This window comes from Paraeggerthella hongkongensis, assembly GCF_003726035.1.
In the GTDB taxonomy this organism is placed as follows: domain Bacteria; phylum Actinomycetota; class Coriobacteriia; order Coriobacteriales; family Eggerthellaceae; genus Paraeggerthella; species Paraeggerthella hongkongensis.
Genome location: NZ_QICD01000003.1, coordinates 116,839 through 134,647 on the forward strand (window position 1 = coordinate 116,839; position 17,809 = coordinate 134,647).

Below are 17,809 nucleotides of genomic sequence, written 5' to 3' on the forward strand. Positions count from 1 at the left end.
CCGGACGACGGTGAAGATACGAGTGCAACGGGAGAGAATACGGGAGAAGGAGGGGTGTCATGGACATCTCGAGACGAGGGTTCGTCAAAGCCACGGCAGTAGCGCTGGCAAGCGCCGCTGCAGCAGGCACCATGTCGTCGCTCGTTGGATGCGCCGACGGCGGTCAGAAGGGGGCTTCCTCCGGGGAGGGCCAGAAGTTCACCTCGGTATGCCGCTTCTGCGGCTGCGGCTGCGGCGTCATCTGCGAAGTGAAGGACAACAAGCTGGTGTCGGTCACGGGCGACCCGGACAACCAGTCCAACAAGGGCCTCAACTGCGTCAAAGGCTACTACCTGGCGAAGATCCTCTACGGAGACGACCGCCTGACCGTGCCGCTCATCCGCGACGACAAGTCCACGAAGGGCACCGACGAGGGCCTGCGCGAGGCAACTTGGGACGAAGCGCTTGAACTGGTGGCCGGCAAGCTCAAGGACACCTGGAAAAAGGACAAGAGCCGCCTGGCGTTCTGGGGATCGGGCCAGCAGCCCATCACGGAAGGCTACGCCACCGCCAAGTTCTGGAAGGCCGGCCTGCTGTCCAACAACATCGACCCGAACGCGCGCCTGTGCATGGCCAGCGCCGTGGTCGGCTTCATGAACGTGTTCCAGACCGACGAGCCGGCCGGCAGCTACAGCGACCTGGACGAAGCCGACGTGTTCGTCACCTGGGGCGCCAACATGGCCGAAGCGCACCCCATGCTGTACTCGCGCCTGACCGCGCGCAAGATCTCGGGCACCAACGTGAAGCACTACGACTTGACCACGCTCAAAACGCGTACGAGCGCAAGCGCGGACAAGGTCATGGTCTTCAAGCCCAACACCGACCTGGCCATCGCCAACTGCATCGCAAACTACCTGGTCCAGAACAAGAAGTACGACGCAGCCTTCGTCAACGACCACCTGCAGTTCAAGCAGGGCACTGAGAACATCGGCAACGCGACCGACGACGGCTACGATGCCAGCGACATCGGCAAGTCGGTGGACAAGGTGGAGCCCATCACGTTCGAGGAGTACGCCGCGCGCCTGGAGCCCTACACCTTCGAGCACACCGCGCAGCTGTCCGGCGTCGCCATCGAGGACCTCAAAGAGCTGGCCGAGGTGTTCGCCGACCCGAACAAGAAGGTCATGTCGCTGTGGACCATGGGCGTGAACCAGCACAACCGCGGCACGTGGATGAACCATAACATCTACAACGTCCACCTGCTGTCGGGCAAGATCGCGCAGCCCGGCAACGGCCCCTTCTCGTTGACCGGCCAGCCCACCGCCTGCGGCACCGCGCGCGAAGTGGGCACCTTCAGCCACCGTTTGCCCGCCGACCTGCTGGTCGCCAACGCACAGCACCGTCGCTACACCGAAGTCATCTGGAACCTGCCCGAGGGATACCTGGACGAAATCCAGAAGCCCGGCTTCCACACGGTCAAGATCTTCCGCGAAATGTCCAAGGGCAACATGGACTTTTTGTGGTCCGCGCATAACAACTGGGCCGTCTCCATGCCCAACCTCACCCGCTTCTTGGGCAAGGGCGACAAGACGGGCGTCATGGACACGTTCGTCGTGGTGAACGAAGTCTATCCCACCCTGTCCACCAAGTACGCCGACGTGGTGTTCCCCGTGGCCATGTGGGTGGAGCGCGAAGGCCAGTTCGGCAACGCCGAGCGCCGCACCGCCGTGTTCGAGAAGGCCGTCGATCCCCCGGGCGAGGCGAAGTGGGACCTGTGGGTCATCATGGAAGTGGCGCGTCGCGTGCTCGATGGCGAGAAAATCGACGGGCAGGATGCGTTCGACCGCCTGTTCGGCGCCATTTACGACAAGAACGCCGCCGACTTCAAGGGAGATTCGCGCGAAACGAACCGCACCATCTGGGAAGAGTACCGCATTTTCTCCAATCCCAGCCTCAACGACAAGGCGAAGGCGATCAACGACGACGCCGACGGGAAGTTCGAGGCCAAGCTGAAGATGGAGAACAAGCAGCTGGCCCCTTACGACGAGTACCTGGCGCATCACGGCCTAACCTGGCCCGTGCGCGAAGTGAACGGCACCTGGATGCCCACGAAGTGGCGTTTCTCCACCGGCAAGCAGGAAGACGGCTTCGACGAGATCGGCGTGGCGCAGTACGGCAAGGAAGGCCTTGCCGGCGGTGTGAGCTTCTACAAATCCGCCAAGATGAAGCCGTCCGTGGTGTTCCGTCCCTACGAACCGCCCGCGGAGGAGCCGGACAAGGAATACCCGTTCGTGTTCTGCACGGGCCGCTTGCTGGAGCACTGGCACACCGGCTCCATGACGCGCCGCGTTCCCGAGCTCGACCGCGCGCTCCCCGAAGCGCTGCTCAACATGAGCCCGGAGGACTGCGCGAAGATGGACATCAAGGACGGCGACATGGTCAAGGTCAAGTCGCGCTTCGGCGAATTCGACATCAAGGTGTCGACGGCAGGACGCACCGAGCCGCCCGCCGGAACGGTGTTCGCGCCCTTCTTCGCGGAGGAAACGCTCATCAACCTGGCCGTGCAGGATACGTACTGCCCGCTGTCCAAGGAGCCCGACTACAAGAAGACCTGCGTGTCCATCACGAAGATATAGAGGTGAAACCGATGAAGAAGAAAGCTATCGCCACCGCCCTCGTGCTGACCATGACCCTTGGGGTGGGCGCGCTGGCCGGCTGCTCCACCGAGCGCGCAGGCTACGCCGGAAACGACGACATTCCTCCCGGAGCGGCGCCGCTCATGCCGCCCACGCATGTTGGGCGCGCGGACAGCCTGGGAGCGGCCGGCTGTTACGGCTGCCACGGCGCGAACGACCAGGCGAACCCCATGCTGAACGGGGCCACGGCGCTGCCCGACGACCACTACAAGGACGGCGACGTGGGATCCAAGCAGATCGAGCCCACGCGCGAGCAATGCATCACCTGTCACCCGCAGGGTTAGCCCGGATATGCCGGCCCTTCGCGATAGGCCGGCATACATCGGGTTGATCGCCCATCCCGCGGTTGCGCCCGTTACCGTCCGCAACCGCATTCCCTCCCCATCCCGCCTCCCCTGTTGAGGGGAGGCGGGGCACCGGAAGGATAGAACGAGTAAGGAGAGCACCATGGTTATCTCGAGCCTGGTCATCGAAACGGCGCCCGCGCTCACTGCGGACGTCGCCCGCGAGCTTGATCTGCGCGAAGGCGTGGAGGTTCACGAAGTGAACGAATACAAGATCGTCGTCACCATCGAGGCCGAAACGGTCGATGCGTCGCATGCCGTTGCAAGCGGATTCATCGGCATCGAAGGCGTCACCGGCATCAATCTGGTATACGCGAATTTCGAGGACGACCCCACGCTTGCAAAGGCCGGATCGCGATGAGCGACGCAGGGACCGCATCGCACGGGTTTCGCTGGACATGGCTGCGCCGCGGCGTGCAGGCGGCCGCCCTCGTGCTGTTCGCGTTGCCGCTGATTGCAGCCGGATGGGGTCTTTTCGGCCTGTTCGCCGGAGGCGAGGAAACGGTCTCCACGCCCGCGCAGCTGCCGTTCTTCGGAAGCCTGTCGTCGTCCTCGATCTTCGGCATCGAAGTGCTCGATCCGTTCGCCATGCTCCAAACGGCAGCCGCATCGAAGGCCTTCGCGCTTGACTGGGCACTGGCCGCTTTGCCCGTTCTTGTCTTATACGGCCTGATCAGAGGGCGCGCGTTCTGCGGATGGGTATGTCCCGTGAACCTGCTCCTGGAACTCTTCGACGCGCTGCGCCGCAAGCTGGGCATGCAGGTTCGCGAAATGCCCGTGCCCCGACATGCGAAGATGGGGATAGTCGCTGCCGTCGTGGTGCTGTCCGCCGTCACGAGCATCCCGGTGTTCGAAGCGTTCTCGCCCATCAGCGCGATCAACAAAGGCATCCTGTTCGGCGCCGTTACGGGCTTGTGGGTGCTGGCGGCCATCGTGCTGGCCGAGCTGTTCTGGGGCCATCGCGTATGGTGTCGTTCGCTCTGCCCGCTTGGCGGCTTCTACGAAGCGCTCGGACGCATCGGCCAGGTGAACGTGCGCTTCGATCGCGAAGCCTGCATCCATTGCGATTCCTGCAAAAACGCCTGCCTGTGCGATCCCGCCATCCTCGACCCGGTGCTCACCGAGCGCGACGTCATCGTGCGAGCCGGCGACTGCATGGCATGCGGATCGTGCATCGACGCCTGTCCGGCGAACGCGCTTTCGATGAGATTGGGCCGACCGAAAGCCTAGGGGGCGCTGATCAACTGCGGGAAGCCCGAAAGCCGAGCGCAGCGTATACGAGATACGCAAGCGAAGCTCGAGCGCTGCATGCTTCAACCAGTGCTTCCAGCCGACGTTTAAGGGACGGCGCGTCCCTTAAACGTTGAGCAGCTTGTGCCGCAAGGCATAATCCACCAGGTCGGCACGGGTCTTCAAGCCCAACTTTTGATAGATCTTCGAACGATGCGCCTCGATAGTCTTCACGGAAAGGTATATCTGCTCTGAGATTTCCTTGTTCGTGAATCCCTTGGCCAAGAGCTGAAGCACCTCCAACTCTCGATTCGAGAGCTGCTGATAGGATCGATCTTCTTCCTCTCCGCCTTTGACCAACTGTTTCGTAAGAAGCGCCGTCATCTTCGGATGAATGTAACTACCCCCTTCAGCAACGGCATGCACCGCCGCAAGCAGTTCTTCGGAGCTTGAGTTCTTCAGCACGTAGCCTGCCGCGCCTCCGCGCAAGGTGTAGAACAGGTACTCCGGCTCGGCGAACATCGTCAGGATGATCACCTTGGTGCACGGAAAGTCCTTCGTGATCTTCTCGCACGCAACCAGTCCGCTTTGTCCCGGAGGCATCGAGATGTCCATGAGCAGGATGTCGGGCTTTTCGCGCGCGACGATGGCGTACGCCTGCGCGCCGTCCGCCGCCTCCGCCACTACCTTGAGGTCGGGGTCTTGCTCCAAGATCATCTTGAATCCTGCGCGCACCACCTCGTGATCGTCCGCAAGCATGACACGTATCATGCGTCCACCTCCTTGCCCTCGACAATATTCATCGGCGAAACGAGCGTGATCTTCGTACCGTTCGGGCCCGATTCCATAGTCAGCATCGCGCCGATGATGCTCGCACGCTCCCGCATGCCGGAAAGCCCGCAGCCGCTCCCCTTGATCACGGGGCGTTCGGTATCGAAACCGCAGCCGTGGTCGATGACGGACGCATGCAGCCATCCGTCAGAATCCTCCAGCGTCACGTATATTTTGTCAGCCTCGGAATACTTGCACGCGTTGAGAATGGCCTCTTGGCAAATACGGTACGCCTGAGTCTCGAGGGCTTGGTCGAACCGGTTACGCGATAACGACCCCTCGAAAACGATCTCGGTGCCGTACGTTTTCTCGTAGACCGACGCTTGGGAGTGCAGCGCCGCCATGAACCCCAGGTGATCGAGGGTCGAAGGACGCAACTCGACCGATATGTTGTGCAGCTCGTCCAAAATGCGCCCGATGTTGTTGTTGGCCGACGCCAACACCTCCGCGCCTGCCTGGTCGACGTGCCCTTCCAGCAGTTTGAGCGAGAACGAAACGGTAAGCAGCTCCTGGGCGATGCCGTCGTGCAGCTCGCGCGATATGCGTTTTCGCTCGTCCTCTTGCGCCGCGATCACGCGCGACAGATCCGAACGCACGAAAATGGGATTGTGCTGCGTGTCGACGCGCTTTTCCGCCGCAATGCTCTCGAAGTCCATGAAGTCGGTCGAGACCACGTCCATCCCAAGAAGGGATCCGTCCAGATTCAGGATCAAGTCTCGGTACACCTCTTGATGATGGTCGCTCACCGAGCGAAACGCCGTCAGCAACACGGCGACCACGCGTCCCTTTCTGGTCAAGGGAAGCGCGCAGAAGCTGCGCAGGTCCTCGGCGAACACGATCGGGTACGACGAGTACTCGCGCGGATCTATCTCCTCGTCAATATCCGTGAACATCATGGGTTTGCCCGCCTTGATGGTGATGCCGCCTATGCCGTGGCCGGGCGCCAGTACGATGCGCCGATGACGCTCGCCCGTGGCGCCAGCGCTGTAAACCCACTTGAGCGGCGCGCCGATGAACGCCGTCAAGCCCAACGAGACGAAATCGAATCCGTACGAACGCTTGATGTCCTCAACCAGGCGCGCGTATTCCGCGCACGTGCCCGCCAGCTCGCATTCGCTGAAATTTGATGCCCCCACGCGCGTCCCCCGCCTTCCCTGCACGCGACCGTTTCTTTCAGCGTTTCATTATCCCCTACTTTACCGGTAATTGCACGGACGCTCCTGTCGGATGCGCCCGGCTCGTCAGCGGCGAGCGTAGTCGGCCATGCGGCATGCGCCCGCCGCCCCGCAGGCGCGTACGACCTGCTCGTTTTCGTCCGTTATGCCCCCGAGCGCCAATACCGGAATCCGGGCTTGCTCGACCACGTCCCGCAAAAACGCCGCACCGCCAAACGGCGCGCCCGGCTTGCACGAAGGGGCGAACACGGGACTTGCTATCAGCAGGTCGGCGCCGAGCGCTTCGGCCTCGCGCACCTCCCCCGTCGCATGCACGTTGGTTCCGACGCACGAAAAGCCCTCGGGGCGGCCCTGCGCGCGCAGAAGCGGCAGCGGCAGGTGGACGACCGAGCAGCCCATGCGGCGCGCGACGTCAACCTGCGTATGGACCGCAAACGCCATTCCGACGCGGGCGCATGCTGCAGACACGTCTTGCGCGAGCGCTTCGTACTCTTTTGCGCCCAAGTCCTTCTCGCGCAGGATGACCAGATCGACGCAATCCTTCAGCAACGCCACGTGATCTGCGAGAGGCCGGGCGCACGAGCGTCTGTCCGTGACGAACGCCCGCACGAAAGTCCCGCTGGCAAGAACGTTTGCAAGCTCGATGGAAGGCTGCATTTCACACCCGCACGTAATCGTTCGCGACCGGCTCCAAGCCATGCGCGCGCAGAGCTGCCGAAACAGCCTCCACGTCGCGGTCGTCGGCGATCTCGAACTGATCGTCGCCCGCCGACGCAGCGTTCGACCCTTCGGCAGCGGCGTGCTCTCCCACGCCCGTCGACACGCCCGCCGAGATCTTCGTGGCCGCAATACCCATGACCCGATCGCGGAATCCCGCACGCTCTCGCGACGAAATAGTGATGCCGGCTTGAGGGAGGAACAGGCGGTACGCGCACATGACCTGGAGAAGCTTGCGCTCCCCTACGCCGCGAGGGCCCAATCCCTCGTTGCCGACGATGGGCCGCAAGCGCGGACAGGAAAGCGAGAGCTCCGCCGCCGGATACGCGCGCTGCAAAAGCCAGGCATGCAGCCCGCAGGCAAACGCGTCGCGCCGCGCATCGCCCAATCCCAGAAGCGCGCCGAAGGCCACGCCGCGCATGCCGGCCCGCAACGCGCGCTCCTGGGCGTTCGCACGGTACGGAAACACGCGCTTACGACCGGCTCGGTGCAGTTTGCCGTACAGAGCGGGATCGTAGGTTTCCTGAAACACGGTCACGTAGTCCGCGCCGCTTCGATGCAGCAGCGCGTACTCATCTTCGTTCAGCGGATAGACTTCCACGCCCACCGTGCGGAAGCGCTCCGACGCAAGCCGGCACGCTTCGGCGATATAGGCGGGATCGGTGCGCTCGCGGTCCTCCCCCGTGAGCAGCAGGACGTCCTCCAAGCCGGTTTCGGCGATAGCGTCAAGCTCGCGCACGATGCCGAGCTGGTCGAGCTGGGCGCGGCAGATGTCGTTTTTGCGATTGAACCCGCAGTACACGCAGTGGTTGTCGCAATAGTTCGCCAGATACAGAGGGGTGAACAGGTACGCCGTGCTGCCGAACCAACGACGGCGGACGCGTTGAGCGGCGGCGGCCATCTCCTCCAAAAACGGCTCGGCTGCCGGAGAAAGCAGCGCCCCGAAGTCTTCGGGAGAAAGCCGCTCGGCCGCCAAGGCGCGACGGACGTCGGCGGCGGTCGCAGATACGAAATCGAAGGCGGACGCCCGCTCGAGCACTTCCGAGACGACCGAGGAGTCAAGCGCATCCATGTCGGGAAGGTAGGAAAGCGAGTCGATGCCGCAATCGCGCACAACGTCTGACGGATCGACCGCCTGCGCGCGCGAAAAGCCAGGGGCCTTCCAGCCAGGTTCGCCCCATGCGGGCGCGTTCAAACGCTGCTCGTTTTGCACGACGCCTCCTAATCCGCTAGGAACCCGGTCAAAGGCGACGACGCCTCGGCCCGTTCGAGAACGCGCCCGAATCCCGCACGGTACGCCGCACGCCCCGCCTCGACCGCATGCTTGAAAGCAGCCGCCATGAGCGCGACGTCGCCCGCGGTAGCAACGGCCGTGTTCGCCATGACCGCGGCAGCGCCCAGCTCCATGGCTTCGCACGCCTGCGAGGGGCGCCCGATGCCGGCGTCCACGATAACGGGCACGTCCACTTCGTCGATGATGATCTTGATGAAATCGCGCGCGGCAAGCCCTTTGTTCGAGCCGATGGGAGCGCCCAGCGGCATCACCGCGGCCGCGCCGGCGCTCACCAGGTCGCGCGCCGTGGTAAGGTCGGGGAACATGTAGGGAAGCACGACGAAGCCCTCGTTCGCCAAAAGCTCCGTAGCGCGCACCGTTTCCGCGTTGTCGGGCATGAGGTACGCCGCATCGCGGATGACCTCGACCTTGACGAAATCCCCGCAGCCCATGGCGCGCGCAAGCCGCGCGATGCGCACGGCTTCCTCGGCTGTGCGCGCGCCCGACGTGTTGGGCAGAAGCGTCACGCCTTCCGGGATGGCGTCCAGGATGTTCTCCTCCTGTCCCGTGTCGGCGCGACGAACCGCCAGCGTCACCATCTGGGCGCCCGCATCGCGCACCGCCGCTTCCACGAGTTCCAGATTAAATTTGCCCGAGCCCAAAATGAAACGCGAGTAGAACGAGCGCCCTCCAAGCGACCATGTATCCGGTTCGTATCCCATAAACATTTCCTTTCCTAGGCCGATCCGGCCTTTTCCCTGCAGCGGGGCAAACGTCGAGCCCTCAGCGCTGCTCAAGCCCCAATATCAAACGAACCGTCGCCAAGGCCTGCTGCGCGGCGCACAGCGCCACGCGCGGCGCGTAAAGCGCCGCATCGGCGACATCGGTCGTCCCATCCCCGCAGATATAGAGCCGCTTGCCCGCTCGTCGCGTGACCATGTCCGAAGCCGGACCGGCGCCGGCCATGCCGCTTCCCGCAACCACGATCGTATCGGGCGAAGCCGTCAACAGGGCGTTCACCAGGTCCGCTTTGCACGCCGGGTCGTCGAACGCCTCGCACACGATGCGTTCGCACTCGAATACCCACGCAGCGTTCTCCACGTCGACTCGTACGCAATCGATATCGACTTCGATGCGCGGATCGATTCGCGCAAGCTGCTCGGCAAGCGCTTCGGTCTTCGGGCGGCCCAGATGCTCTCGAAAGTAGTGCTGCCTGTTCAGGTTGCTTTCATCCACCAGGTCGAAATCGACCAGATGAAGCACGCCAACGCCCGATCGCGCCAACATGACGGCGATATGGGACCCCAAGCCGCCAAGACCCGCAACGCCCACGCGCGCCTGCCGAAGCCGCTCGCGCGCATCGCCGCCGATGCGCGCCGACAGCGCGTCCTCTCCCGCCTGCCGCGCGTCCATCAGCCGCCCCCGACGAACCGCACCACTTCGAGCGCGTCATCGGGCTTGAGGATCGCCGTCGCGTACGCATCGGGCGACACGATGACCTCGTTCAGCTCGCAAGCAACCCGCCGTGCGTCGAACCCGTCGAGCAACAAGACGTCGGTAAGCGACATGCCGTCGACGTCTTGTCGCTGCACACCGTTCACTTGTGCCACTCGCCCCTCCTTCTTTCCCTGGTCGTTATCAATCCAGAACGCAAAAAAGCGCGCACGAAGAAAACCGCACCCGAGGTGGTGCGCCCCTTCGTACGCGCTTGCGTAGTCTGAGAACGTAGGATAGCGAAAGAGCGCCGCCCGCGCAATGCCAAGACGGCAAACGGCGGTGGCGCATACAAGCCGAGATGGCGACGTGCAGCCTGGAATGCCAAGTTGAAGCGCCGATGCGCGAGCCGGAATGCCAAGTTGGAGCGCCACCCCAACTTTCTGCCGTGCCGCTCAACTCCGCCTTTACCGAAAAGGCGCTCGTTGCCGCCTGCGCGCCGTGCAAGCGGCAACGAGCGCATGAAAAAAGCCCGGTGAACACTTCACCGAGCTTTGCATGTAATGGAGCGGACGACGGGGTTCGAACCCGCGACCCCGACCTTGGCAAGGTCGTGCTCTACCAGCTGAGCCACGTCCGCATGTTAGCGTATTGCTTTTTCAACTCCACCGCTCTTTCAAACGATGGAGGCGACGCCCGGATTCGAACCGGGGGTGAAGGCTTTGCAGGCCTCTGCCTTACCACTTGGCCACGTCGCCGTCTTGGCCTTCTGTCATTAAAAGGCCGGCCAAAACTTTTCGGCCTGGCCGGCCTTGCACTGACGATGGAGCGGACGACGGGGTTCGAACCCGCGACCCCGACCTTGGCAAGGTCGTGCTCTACCAGCTGAGCCACGTCCGCATCGGCGAGGAAATATATTACGTGAACTCCCCTGGTAGCGCAAGCCCCAATTTCAACTTTTTTGAAAATTCTTGGAAAGCGGCGGATGCATAAGGCGATCGCACGAAGGCGCTACGTTCTGAAGCCATCGAGCCGCCGTCTCATCAAAGCTGCCGCCGCCACGCAAGCCCCTGAGGACGCTTGCGGATAGCCGCCCACCCGTTCGGACCTTCTGCCAAAACGAACGAGTTTTGTTGACCCTCAAGCAAGGATAATGACAGGCAGTAAACCTCTGACCAGGCATGATAAAAAACGGCCCTCGTCGCATCACTTCGACAAGGCGGAAAATTGCCGCAAAACTCAACTTTTTTGACATAAGGCCGGCGCCGGCCGGTTCGTACCGGATGGGCAAGGTCGCGAACCGCTACGGAAGGCGGGCGCCGGGAATTCAACAGCTGGGCGCGAATCGGGACCTGCGATAGAGAAGTCGAGCTCCGCCAGCGCGCTTCGGAACCGCCCGCCTCGCAGTCCCAGCCGAGGGACACGCTCACTTCGTACCTTTCGGGCTTTCCGGGATCACTGATCAGCTTGACGGTGCCGTCTCCGTGCGCCACGCTCATCACCTCCCCCCCCCCCGTCGATCGCGACCGATCGACCCCTACCGTAAGGGGCATTTTCGTCCGCCGGGAGAAGGATTCTCGTTTTCACGGCTTTCGACCTGCATCGATGCGCCGTCCCGTGAAAACCAGGAGCGGATTCGCCCCTTCGGGTAGGGGTCGGGGCGACCACGTCGTTCAAACCGTGCATTCCAGCCCCCTTAACAGGGTTAATGCGCAGTTTGGCGGTCCGACGGCTTTTCCCCGCATGCAGATCGTGCAAATCGTCCGCGTCCGGGAGAGGAAGGGGGTTCACCTCCCGGCGCGCCGCCAAAGGGGCAGGGCAAATAAAAAAGCACCTGCGACCTGCGCAAGTGCTTTCTGCATTTCATGGTGGGCGATACAAGATTTGAACTTGTGACCCCTACCGTGTCAAGGTAGTGCTCTCCCCCTGAGCTAATCGCCCATGAAAACTCGGCGTTGGAATCTCTTCCGTGCCAGCGAGCAAACAGTCTACCAGAACTCGCCGGCATGTCAAAGAACTTTTTCAAAAAAGTTTCCGACTTTTTTCGCACCTGGCTTCGCACCCGATGGAGCATTCGAATCGGGCCGCACGTTCAACCTGTTCAGCCTAGCAATTTGTCAATGTCGGTCAGCACTCCAACACGTTCGTAACCGCTTTCGGTCTCGGTATCGTGTCGGTCGATGATGATCGGGCGAATACCGGCCGCACACGCGCCGTCGCCGTCCGCATCGGGACGATCGCCCACATGCACCACCGCGTCCGCGCACACGCCCAGCTGCTCGCACGCAAGATCGAATATAACCGGATCGGGCTTGCGATACCCCACCACCGCCGAAGACACCACGGCATCGAAGTACGGAAGCAGCCTCAGATCGCGCAGAAGCCCCTCCAGGCCCGCATCCCAGTTCGACACCACCGCCAGCGCCAGCCCCCGCTGCTTGAGCGCCCTCAAGCAGCCCATGACGTCGGGATACAGCGCCCAATGATCCCCTTTGCGGTACGCTTCGTGCACCGATTGCGCCATACCCTCGGCATCATGGGAAATGCCCGTCAAGTGGCACACGTAGCGATACTGGTCCATCCAGATGGCAACCGAGCCCTCGTGGGAGCACCAGAAATCGCCGTCGCGCAGGTATTCGGCCTCGTAGTAAGCATCCATTGCCGGCATGTGAGGCTCCACGTCCCGCACGGTCAAATCATGACCGCGCTCCTGAGCCACCCGCGCAAACGTCTCCGCAACCGAAGGGCCCGGGTACAAAAGCGTGCTTCCCACGTCGAAGAACACGGCCTTCACGGCCGCAGATCCCCCGTTCATTCGCTATGCCCGTCGTCTGGCTCCACATGCACGAGCACATCCACCACGTTTTCGAACCGTCGGCGCACGGATTGCTCCACCTCATCGGCCAGATCGTGCGCGGCCGCAACGGTCATCTCGGGCGCAACAAGCACGTGCAGGTCCACGTAGATCTCGCCCTCCGTGCCGCGCGTGCGCACGCGGTGAGCGTCCTGAACCCCGGAAACCTCCATGACGGCCTTGCGCACGTCCTCTTCAGGAATGCGCGCATGGTCCGACAAGGTTGCCAGCGCATGCTTGAACACGTCGTACGCGGTTGCCAGAATGGCCACGGTCACGATGAGCGCCATGATAGGGTCGGCCATGGGAAAGCCCAGGGAAACAAGGGCCAGCCCGATGATGACCCCGATGGAAACCATCGCGTCGGACAAGGTATGGCTCGCGTCGGCGGCTAGGATCTCGCTTTTCAGCAGCTTTCCCTGCTTGCGCTCGTATACGGTCACGCCCAGGTTCACGGCCAACGTGCCGATCATAACCGCGAAAGACAGCGGGCCCACCTCGGCGGTGTACGTTTGCGTGGCCAGCTTCCCCACTGCAGAGCTTCCCACCTCGAACGCCGCGAGCAAAAGCAGAACGCCGATCACCAAGCTGGCGTACGTTTCGAACTTGGCATGGCCGTAGGGATGCCCCTCGTCGGCCGGGCGCGCAGCAAGGGCGATGCCCACCAGGCCCACTACGTTGCCGGCCGAGTCGAATACCGAATGGATGCCGTCGGCCTGCATGGAGGCCGACCCGCTGTACGTTCCGTACAGGTACTTCGCCGCGGCCACGGCAAGGTTCAAGAACAGGATGCCCCACAGAACACGCCTTATGGAGCGCATGCGATCGGACACGGGGCTTTTCGTCGTCAATGATCGGGCCATGGTTCGTCCCCTTTCAAAGGATGCGCGCAAATGCAAAAAAGGAGAGCCACTCGGACTCTCCTTCTAGCTTTACTGGTGTCGGAGGCGGGATTTGAACCCGCACACCCTATACGGGCACTAGCACCTCAAGCTAGCGTGTCTGCCGTTCCACCACTCCGACTTGTTGCGAAAAGCAACGGTGGTTATTCTACCCGAACCTCTTCGCGTTGTGAAGGGGAAATTTTGACGAATTTTCACCTCTTGCCGCGGCCACCGCAAAACAGGACAACCTCCCGGCCGCACAGCCGCTGCGCGCTTCGATTCGCACGGCTCGAAAACAAGCGTTGCGCAACCGATCCCCAAGGATGCGTCTGCAACGCGAAAAGGCGCCTGTTACGGCGCCCGTTCATACTGCTTCGTTCCCGCTGAAACCACGTGCGCCGACCACAGACGGCGCTGCGTGCTACCTCCCCGCGATCGTACCGTGCGGGTAGATGATCATAAGTACGATAAGCGACAGCAAAAACACCGCTGCCAAGATAATGGTGATGCGATCGAGGTTCTTCTCGACAATGCTCGTGCCGGTCTGCGTGGAGTACACGGAGCTGGCGATCATGTCGGAGATGCCCGTGCCCTTGCCGGAATGCAGCAAGATGAAAATGATGAGGCCGATGCCCGACAGAACGAGCAGGGCGATCACGATGATGAGAAGCGGGTTCAAGGTTCGTCTCTTCTTTCGTTCGGAATCAAACGGTATGCAAGTTGCCTAGTATAGCGAAACGCGCCGCCAAGGGCAAGCAGCGACGCGTTTCACCACCGATACGGGAGCCGACCTGGCCGACCTGCGCGCGTCCACATCGGCTCCCGCTATCGCGAAGCTATGCCAGCAGGCTTCTTCCCGTCATGGCTTCAGGGACCGGCAGCCCGATCAACTCCAGCAGCGTGGGCGCGATGTCGCAAAGTGCGCCCCGAGAGCCATCGAGCGTGCGCCCGGTTCCCGCGAAATCCACGAACGCCAGCGGCACGAGCGCCGTGGTATGAGCCGTGAACGGGCTGCCGTCTTCGGCCAGCATCTTGTCGGCGTTGCCATGGTCGGCCGTGATCAGGGCCATGCCCCCCGCCCGCTCGACGGCGGCGAGCACCTGTCCCACGCCCGCGTCCACCGCTTCCACGGCGGCCACGGCGGCGGAGATGACGCCCGTATGCCCCACCATGTCCGGGTTGGCGAAGTTCACGATGTACACGTCGGCCTCGCCGGAGTCGATGGCGGCCGCCAGCGTGGACGCCACGTCAGGCTCGCTCATCTCCGGCTTCAGATCGTACGTGGCCACCTTGGGACTGGGAATGAGCGCGCGCTCCTCCCCCGCCTTCGGCTCCTCGCGGCCGCCGTTCAAGAAAAACGTCACGTGCGCGTATTTTTCCGTCTCGGCGATATGGTATTGGCGAAGACCGGCGGCTGCCAACACGTCCGCCAGCACGTCTTCGGGAAACTCCTTCGCGTACGCCACGGGAGCGGCGATCTCGGGATCGTACTCGGTCAGGCAGACGAACGACACCTGCGGAACCCGGCTGCGCTCGAAGCCGTCGAACGAAGCATCCACCAGGGACCGGGTCAGCTCCCTCGCACGATCCGGCCGGAAGTTGAAGAACACCACCGCATCACCGTCGCGCACGCCGCGCTCCGACAACGCCACGGGTTCCACGAACTCATCGGTAACGTCGGCGGCATAAGAGTCGGTCATGACCTGAACCGGAGCGCGGTCGACGCAAGGCTCGGCCTCCACGACGGCTCTCCAGGCTCGCTCGACGCGCTCCCAACGATTGTCGCGGTCCATAGCGAAGTAGCGGCCGGATATGCTGCCGATTCGCACATCGCACGTTTCGTCGGAAAGCTCTGCCACCACTGCTTCCAGCTGCTCCACGAAATCCGAGCCGCTCTTGGGCGGCACGTCGCGACCGTCCATGAAGCAATGCACGACGATGCGCCCAACGCCCGCCGCCTTGGCTGCGCGCATAAGGGCGTACAGGTGCTCGTTGGAGGAATGGACGCCGCCATCGGACAACAGGCCCATGAGGTGCAAGGCCGCGCCCGGCGCAGACGCCGCAGCGAACGCGTCGTTGAGCGCCGGATTGGCCGCCAGCGACCCGTCCGCGCACGCGCGGTTGATGCGCGTGAGCTCCTGGAACACCACGCGGCCGGCTCCTATGTTGAGGTGCCCCACTTCGGAGTTGCCCATCTGGCCGTCGGGCAAGCCCACGGCCTCGCCCGACGCTTCGAGCTTCGTCCAAGGACAATGCGCGAACACGTCGTCCAAACACGGCGTGCTCGCAAGCGAAATGGCGTTGCCCGGCCCCGGCTCGGCCAAGCCGAACCCGTCCATGATGATGAGGCAGGCCGGCAAAGCAAAACCGGACGCGCCGCTCATAGGCACGCCTTGACAAGCTGCACGAACGATTCCGCCTTGAGGCTGGCGCCGCCCACCAGGCCGCCGTCGATGTTCGGCTGGGCCAGCAGGTCGTCCACGTTGCCCACGTTCATGGAGCCTCCGTACAGCACGCGCATCTGCTGCGCGATGTCGTCCCCGTACAGGTCGGCGAGCGTCGCGCGAATGGCGGCGCACACCGCTTCCGCCTGCTCGGGCGTGGCCGTGCGGCCCGTGCCGATGGCCCAGATGGGCTCGTACGCCACGACGCACGTTGCGGCATCGCGCGCGTCGACGCCCGCGAACGCAGCGCGCACCTGTGCGCACACGTACTCCTCGGTCGCCCCTTCGTCGCGCACGGCAAGCGACTCGCCCACGCACACGATGGCGTACAGCCCGGCTTCAACGAGGGCCTTGACCTTCCGGTTGACGTCCTCGTTCGATTCGCCGAACAGCTCGCGACGCTCGGAGTGGCCCACGATGGAGCACGCGCAGCCGATCTCCTTGATCATCGGCACCGAGATCTCGCCGGTGAACGCGCCCGACGCCTCCCAGTACACGTTCTGAGCGCCCACGGACACCTTGGTCTTGTCGAACTCGAGCACCGTCTTCGCCGGCTTGAGGTCGATGAAGGGAGGGCAGATGAGGATGTCGACATCCTCGCCCCAGATGCCCTTGTCGTACTGGTTGGAAATCTCCTGCGTGAGCACGACGGCCTCGCCGATCGTGTTGTTCATCTTCCAGTTGCCCGCCATAAGAGGGGTTCGCTTCATACGTACCATCCTTTCAGATAGAGGAAACGCGATGGATGCGGCCAGCTAGCGCAATGCCTCGACGCCGGGGAGCTTCTCGCCCTGGACAAGCTCCATGGACGCGCCGCCGCCGGTGGAGATGAAGGTCATCTGCGCCGCCAGATCGAACTTGTTGACCGCGGCAACGCTGTCGCCGCCGCCGATGACGGTGTCGGCTTCCGCGTTGTCGGCCACCGCCTGCGCCACGGCCTTCGTGCCGGCTTCGAACGCCGCCATCTCGAACACGCCCATGGGGCCGTTCCAGAACACGGTGCCCGCCTCGGCCACGGCCTGGGCGTACAGCTTCGCGGTCTCAGGTCCGATATCGAGGCCCATCATAGCATCGGGAATATCGTCCACCGAAACCGTGAGCGTTTCGGCATCTTCGGCGAAACGGTCGGCGCACACCACGTCGACGGGAAGCAGCAGCTTCACGCCCCGCTCGTCCGCCTTGGCGATCATGGCCGCCGCGCGCTCGATCCAATCCTCTTCCTTGAGCGACGAGCCCACCTGCTTGCCCTGCGCCAACAGGAACGTGAAGCACATGCCGCCGCCGATGACGAGCGTGTCGCACTTGTCCATGAGCGCGTCGATGACCTTGATCTTGTCGGACACCTTCGATCCGCCCAGGATGGCCACGAACGGGCGCTTCGGCTCCTCGAGCATGCCGGCGAGCGTTGCCACCTCGCGCTGCATGAGATAGCCCGCGTATGCGGGAAGCAGCGCCGCGACGCCCGCCGTGGAAGCGTGCGCGCGATGCGCGGTGCCGAACGCGTCGTTCACGTACACGTCGCCGAGCTTTGCCAGCTCTTCGCAGAACGCAAGGTCGTTCTTCTTCTCGCGCTTGTCGAAGCGCAGGTTCTCCACCACCAGCACGTCGCCTTCGCGCAGGGAGGCCGCCTTGACCTGCGCGTCCGCGCCTACGGTATCGGCGGCGAACACCACGGGCTTGCCCATGAGCTCGGAAAGCTTCTGGGCGGCCGGGCGCAGCGTGAACGACTCCTCGAAGCCCTCGCCCGACGGACGGCCCAGATGGCTCATGAGAACGACGCGCGCGCCTTGCGCGACAAGCTTCTCGATCGTGGGCAGCGCCGCGCGGATGCGCGTGTCGTCGGTAACGACGCCGTCTTTCACCGGCACGTTGAAATCGACGCGCACGAGCGCGCGCTTCCCCGCCGCGTCCAGCTCGTCGATGGTCTTGATGTCAGCCATACAACCCT

The 17,809-nt window shown here is 63.3% G+C and carries 17 protein-coding genes and 5 tRNA genes; 4 read left to right on the top strand and 18 right to left on the bottom strand.

Translation table 11 applies throughout. The features are described 5' to 3' along the window. Positions 1-59 precede the first annotated feature (59 nt). The 4 genes from napA (at position 60) to DMP08_RS03175 (ending at position 4,249) form a co-directional block, all read left to right on the top strand. Positions 60-2,615, top strand: a complete 2,556-nt coding sequence (gene napA, locus DMP08_RS03160) for a nitrate reductase catalytic subunit NapA (RefSeq protein ID WP_123191542.1) — start codon at positions 60-62, stop codon at positions 2,613-2,615. An 11-nt stretch (positions 2,616-2,626) separates the two neighbouring features. Continuing rightward, positions 2,627-2,959, top strand: a complete 333-nt coding sequence (locus tag DMP08_RS03165) for a hypothetical protein (protein WP_123191543.1) — start codon at positions 2,627-2,629, stop codon at positions 2,957-2,959. Between the two features lie 163 nt (positions 2,960-3,122). Continuing rightward, entirely contained in the window at positions 3,123-3,380 is a 258-nt protein-coding gene (locus DMP08_RS03170) for a chaperone NapD (RefSeq protein WP_123191544.1), read from the top strand. Beyond that, on the top strand, positions 3,377-4,249 hold the full coding sequence (locus DMP08_RS03175) for a 4Fe-4S binding protein (RefSeq protein ID WP_123191545.1): 873 nt from the start codon (positions 3,377-3,379) through the stop codon (positions 4,247-4,249). The genes DMP08_RS03170 and DMP08_RS03175 overlap by 4 nt, the downstream gene beginning before the upstream one ends. A 126-nt stretch (positions 4,250-4,375) precedes the next feature. Here DMP08_RS03175 and DMP08_RS03180 read toward each other — a convergent pair whose 3' ends face one another. From DMP08_RS03180 to DMP08_RS03265, 18 genes are all read right to left on the bottom strand, one after another. Further along, on the bottom strand, positions 4,376-5,020 hold the full coding sequence (locus DMP08_RS03180) for a response regulator transcription factor (RefSeq protein ID WP_123191546.1): 645 nt from the start codon (positions 5,018-5,020) through the stop codon (positions 4,376-4,378). Further along, a complete protein-coding gene (locus tag DMP08_RS03185) occupies positions 5,017-6,216 on the bottom strand; it encodes a GAF domain-containing sensor histidine kinase (RefSeq protein ID WP_123191577.1) in 1,200 nt (399 codons plus the stop codon). The genes DMP08_RS03180 and DMP08_RS03185 overlap by 4 nt, the downstream gene beginning before the upstream one ends. Before the next feature lie 105 nt (positions 6,217-6,321). Then, a complete protein-coding gene (locus DMP08_RS03190; protein WP_123191547.1) occupies positions 6,322-6,912 on the bottom strand; it encodes a thiamine phosphate synthase in 591 nt (196 codons plus the stop codon). 1 nt (position 6,913) lies between these two features. Further along, positions 6,914-8,185: a 2-iminoacetate synthase ThiH gene (gene thiH / locus DMP08_RS03195; protein ID WP_244596764.1), complete on the bottom strand. Its 1,272-nt coding sequence runs from the start codon at positions 8,183-8,185 to the stop codon at positions 6,914-6,916. An 8-nt stretch (positions 8,186-8,193) separates the two neighbouring features. Then, on the bottom strand, positions 8,194-8,967 hold the full coding sequence (locus DMP08_RS03200) for a thiazole synthase (protein ID WP_123191548.1): 774 nt from the start codon (positions 8,965-8,967) through the stop codon (positions 8,194-8,196). A gap of 61 nt (positions 8,968-9,028) precedes the next feature. Further along, positions 9,029-9,658, bottom strand: a complete 630-nt coding sequence (thiF, locus tag DMP08_RS03205; RefSeq protein WP_123191549.1) for a sulfur carrier protein ThiS adenylyltransferase ThiF — start codon at positions 9,656-9,658, stop codon at positions 9,029-9,031. Further along, positions 9,658-9,855: a sulfur carrier protein ThiS gene (thiS, locus tag DMP08_RS03210; RefSeq protein WP_123191579.1), complete on the bottom strand. Its 198-nt coding sequence runs from the start codon at positions 9,853-9,855 to the stop codon at positions 9,658-9,660. Before thiS ends, thiF begins: the two co-directional genes overlap by 1 nt. A 388-nt stretch (positions 9,856-10,243) precedes the next feature. Beyond that, a tRNA-Gly gene (locus DMP08_RS03215) sits at positions 10,244-10,319 on the bottom strand. Between the two features lie 44 nt (positions 10,320-10,363). Then, a tRNA-Cys gene (locus tag DMP08_RS03220) sits at positions 10,364-10,437 on the bottom strand. A gap of 66 nt (positions 10,438-10,503) precedes the next feature. After that, a tRNA-Gly gene (locus DMP08_RS03225) sits at positions 10,504-10,579 on the bottom strand. Positions 10,580-11,545: 966 nt separating this feature from the next. Further along, positions 11,546-11,620 (bottom strand) — tRNA-Val (locus DMP08_RS03230). Positions 11,621-11,780: 160 nt separating this feature from the next. Then, positions 11,781-12,494 carry an HAD family hydrolase gene (locus tag DMP08_RS03235; protein WP_123191550.1) on the bottom strand — a complete coding sequence of 238 codons (714 nt, stop codon included), beginning with the start codon at positions 12,492-12,494 and terminating at the stop codon, positions 11,781-11,783. Continuing rightward, positions 12,491-13,396 carry a cation diffusion facilitator family transporter gene (locus DMP08_RS03240; RefSeq protein ID WP_123191551.1) on the bottom strand — a complete coding sequence of 302 codons (906 nt, stop codon included), beginning with the start codon at positions 13,394-13,396 and terminating at the stop codon, positions 12,491-12,493. Before DMP08_RS03240 ends, DMP08_RS03235 begins: the two co-directional genes overlap by 4 nt. A 73-nt stretch (positions 13,397-13,469) precedes the next feature. Next, positions 13,470-13,556 (bottom strand) — tRNA-Leu (locus DMP08_RS03245). Between the two features lie 282 nt (positions 13,557-13,838). Next, on the bottom strand, positions 13,839-14,096 hold the full coding sequence (secG, locus tag DMP08_RS03250; protein WP_123191552.1) for a preprotein translocase subunit SecG: 258 nt from the start codon (positions 14,094-14,096) through the stop codon (positions 13,839-13,841). 157 nt (positions 14,097-14,253) lie between these two features. Next, complete coding sequence (gene gpmI, locus DMP08_RS03255) at positions 14,254-15,801, bottom strand: 2,3-bisphosphoglycerate-independent phosphoglycerate mutase (protein WP_123191553.1); 1,548 nt, start codon at positions 15,799-15,801, stop codon at positions 14,254-14,256. After that, positions 15,798-16,571: a triose-phosphate isomerase gene (tpiA, locus tag DMP08_RS03260; RefSeq protein ID WP_123191554.1), complete on the bottom strand. Its 774-nt coding sequence runs from the start codon at positions 16,569-16,571 to the stop codon at positions 15,798-15,800. Before tpiA ends, gpmI begins: the two co-directional genes overlap by 4 nt. 45 nt (positions 16,572-16,616) lie before the next feature. Further along, entirely contained in the window at positions 16,617-17,801 is a 1,185-nt protein-coding gene (locus DMP08_RS03265; protein ID WP_123191555.1) for a phosphoglycerate kinase, read from the bottom strand. Positions 17,802-17,809: the final 8 nt, after the last annotated feature.